3 protein-coding genes are annotated in these 2,930 nt (G+C 43.6%); all 3 read left to right on the top strand.

Going from position 1 to position 2,930, the window contains the following annotated elements; all coding sequences use genetic code 11:
* Positions 1 to 162 precede the first annotated feature (162 nt).
* The 3 genes from AND4_RS18560 to AND4_RS18550 all read left to right on the top strand — a co-directional run bounded on the left by AND4_RS18560 (position 163) and on the right by AND4_RS18550 (position 2,825).
* A complete protein-coding gene (locus tag AND4_RS18560; RefSeq protein WP_009844523.1) occupies positions 163 to 531 on the top strand; it encodes a late competence development ComFB family protein in 369 nt (122 codons plus the stop codon).
* Positions 532 to 595: 64 nt separating this feature from the next.
* Entirely contained in the window at positions 596 to 877 is a 282-nt protein-coding gene (locus tag AND4_RS18555) for an HlyU family transcriptional regulator (protein WP_009844522.1), read from the top strand.
* Positions 878 to 1,268: 391 nt separating this feature from the next.
* A complete protein-coding gene (locus AND4_RS18550) occupies positions 1,269 to 2,825 on the top strand; it encodes a Re/Si-specific NAD(P)(+) transhydrogenase subunit alpha (protein ID WP_009844521.1) in 1,557 nt (518 codons plus the stop codon).
* The last annotated feature ends 105 nt before the right edge of the window (positions 2,826 to 2,930 follow it).

Genomic DNA, 2,930 nt, shown 5'->3' with positions numbered 1-2,930 from the left:
GATTAAAATTCTGACAAGAATACGTGTATTTCGGAATTTTCCAAGTTTTTTACAGTGAATACTTACAAAAATAGAGACGTTGATTAAGTTAGAGTCGATCAACGAGTTGCGCAAAGTGCTTAGCTACTATACTTTCAAGAGTTTGAATGAAGGAGTAAATCGATGCAGATCAGCTCAGACGTACACAATTACATGGAAACCTTGGTTGGGCAAGTGCTCGCTTCAGAGCAATACGTGGAGCAATTCGACAACGAACAACTGGCTGATATTGCTTGCTTAACCCTTATTCAGTTGAAACCCGTTTATATTCGCCACGACATCGATTTTCTGTCCGCACTCCCAGAACAAAAGTTGGCACAATTTAAACAAAGCGTCGATGTAGCAGTAGAAAACGCGGTAAGAATTATTCAAGAAGGCAGGCGCCAAAATCGTGATCAGGGTGTGCCTGTCATTTTTTCGCATACCCGTTATGATGAAGACAGAGAACTGGATTGGTTCGAGAAACCGATCCTTAACATCAACATAAAGTAAATGATGCTTGCGATTGTATGCCACAACGAAACATACAAAATATGAGCGTCCCCTAGGAGGAACCGTGGGATTCTTTTCACGCTTTTTTGGTGGCAGTGACAAAGCCGCTACAGCAAAAACTGTCGAACCAGTTAAGTACAAAGGCTACCTTATTTATCAAGAAAGCCTTTCGGAAGGTGGCCAGTATCGCATTGCTGGACGTATCGAGAAAGATTCTGATGGAGAACTAAAATCACACCGCTTTATCCGTTCTGATTTATTGGGTTCAGAGCAGGATGCTAACGACCTAATGTTGAAAAAGTCGCAGATGTTTATCGATCAAATGGGTGAAAAGATCTTCGATTAAGAAGCCGTTGTAACGTGATATAAATCATCTTTAAGAGAGTCATTAGTGCCTATGCTGATGGCTCTTTTTTTCTTTCTTATTCTAGCAGACAGTAGATCTAAGTAGCCTCAAGATGCTGAGTTCATAGAGAATAGTGGGTGATTTACTAATAAGTGTTATATAGATTTAGCGTTTTTATAACAAAGTACTTGAAGTCATGATAGACGTTCGATAAAAACAATGGGATAACAGGGCTGTTAGTCAAGATATGGCTTTGCAAATGGGTGCCCCAAACACCATTATTCGTTTGTGTTTTCTTGTGTTGTAAACAGAAAGAACTAAAGAAGAATTAGAGCAGAGCAACGCTCTCTTTTGGGACTAATTATTGGTATGTATACAAGGAGTATGCGTTTTGCAAATCGGTGTACCTAGAGAAATACTCGCAGGTGAATCGCGAGTAGCTGCATCACCAAAATCGGTAGAGCAGTTAATTAAGTTGGGGTTTGATGTCGTAATCGAATCACAAGCGGGGGTGCTAGCCAGTTTCGATGATGCCGCTTACCAAGCCGCAGGAGCGAAAATAGTATCTAGTAAAGAGGTATGGTTGTCAGGCTTAATCCTTAAAGTGAATGCACCACTTGTCGATAAAGAAAAAGGCATCGATGAAATCGCATCACTGCAAGATGGGGCGACCTTAGTGAGTTTTATCTGGCCTGCACAAAATGCAGAGTTAATGGAAAAACTCTCTAGTAAGAGCATCAACGTTCTCGCGATGGACTCGGTTCCTCGTATCTCACGTGCTCAAGCGTTAGATGCTCTCTCTTCTATGGCGAACATTGCCGGTTATCGCGCAGTGGTAGAAGCCGCTCATGAATTCGGTCGATTCTTTACTGGTCAAATCACAGCTGCCGGTAAAGTGCCACCCGCTAAAGTGCTGGTGGCTGGTGCTGGCGTAGCTGGTCTTGCGGCTATTGGTGCAGCGGGCAGCCTTGGTGCTATCGTTCGCTCCTTTGACGTCCGCCCTGAAGTAAAAGAGCAAGTTGAATCGATGGGGGCTGAGTTCTTAACGGTAGATTTCAAAGAAGATTCTGGCTTGGGTGACGGCTACGCGAAAGAAATGTCAGATGAATTCAATAAGAAAGCGGCTGAGCTGTACGCAGAGCAAGCAAAAGATGTTGATATCATCATCACAACTGCACTGATTCCAGGCAAACCTGCGCCAACACTTATTACCAAAGAAATGGTCGATAGTATGAAAGCGGGCAGTGTAATTGTGGACCTAGCAGCCGCAAATGGTGGGAACTGCGAATATACAGTAAAAGATCAAGTTTTCGCCACAGCAAACGGTGTGAAAATTGTTGGTTACACCGACATGGTAAGCCGCTTGCCAACACAATCTTCTCAGCTTTACGCCACTAACCTAGTTAATCTTCTTAAACTGCTTTGTAAAGAGAAAGATGGCAACATTAATATCAACTTTGAAGACGTTGTGATCCGCGGCGTGACCGTTGTCAAAGAAGGTGAAATTACATGGCCCGCACCACCGATTCAGGTGTCTGCGCAGTCGCAAGCCAAGGTGCAAGAACCAATAAAACCGGACCCAAAAGTTGAAACACCAACATCACCAGTGAAAAAGTTTGGTGCTTTAGCGATTGGTTTGGGTGCATTTGCATGGGTTGCATCTGTGGCGCCAGCGGCCTTCCTATCCCACTTCACCGTATTCGTACTGGCGTGTGTCGTAGGTTACTACGTCGTTTGGAATGTTACACATGCACTGCATACTCCGCTTATGTCGGTAACCAACGCGATTTCAGGCATCATCGTGGTTGGGGCATTGCTACAAATTGGTCAGGGTAATGGTGTCGTTACCTTCCTGTCTTTCATTGCCGTGCTCATCGCAAGCATAAATATATTCGGTGGCTTTACAGTGACCAAACGTATGCTTGAAATGTTCCGCAAAGATAAATAATAGGAGTGACCATGTCTTCAGGATTAGTACAAGCGGCATATATTATTGCTGCGCTGTTTTTCATCTTAAGTCTCGCGGGACTTTCTAAACAAGAATCAGCAAGAA

The organism is Vibrio sp. AND4 (genome assembly GCF_000171815.1).
Taxonomy (GTDB): domain Bacteria; phylum Pseudomonadota; class Gammaproteobacteria; order Enterobacterales; family Vibrionaceae; genus Vibrio.
This window is presented reverse-complemented; position numbering and strand designations above follow the sequence as displayed.

What these genes read in the sequence shown, in the direction of transcription:
- AND4_RS18560 (WP_009844523.1), top strand. Translation starts at nt 163, where the DNA reads ATGCAGATCAGCTCAGACGTACACAATTACATGGAAACCTTGGTTGGG.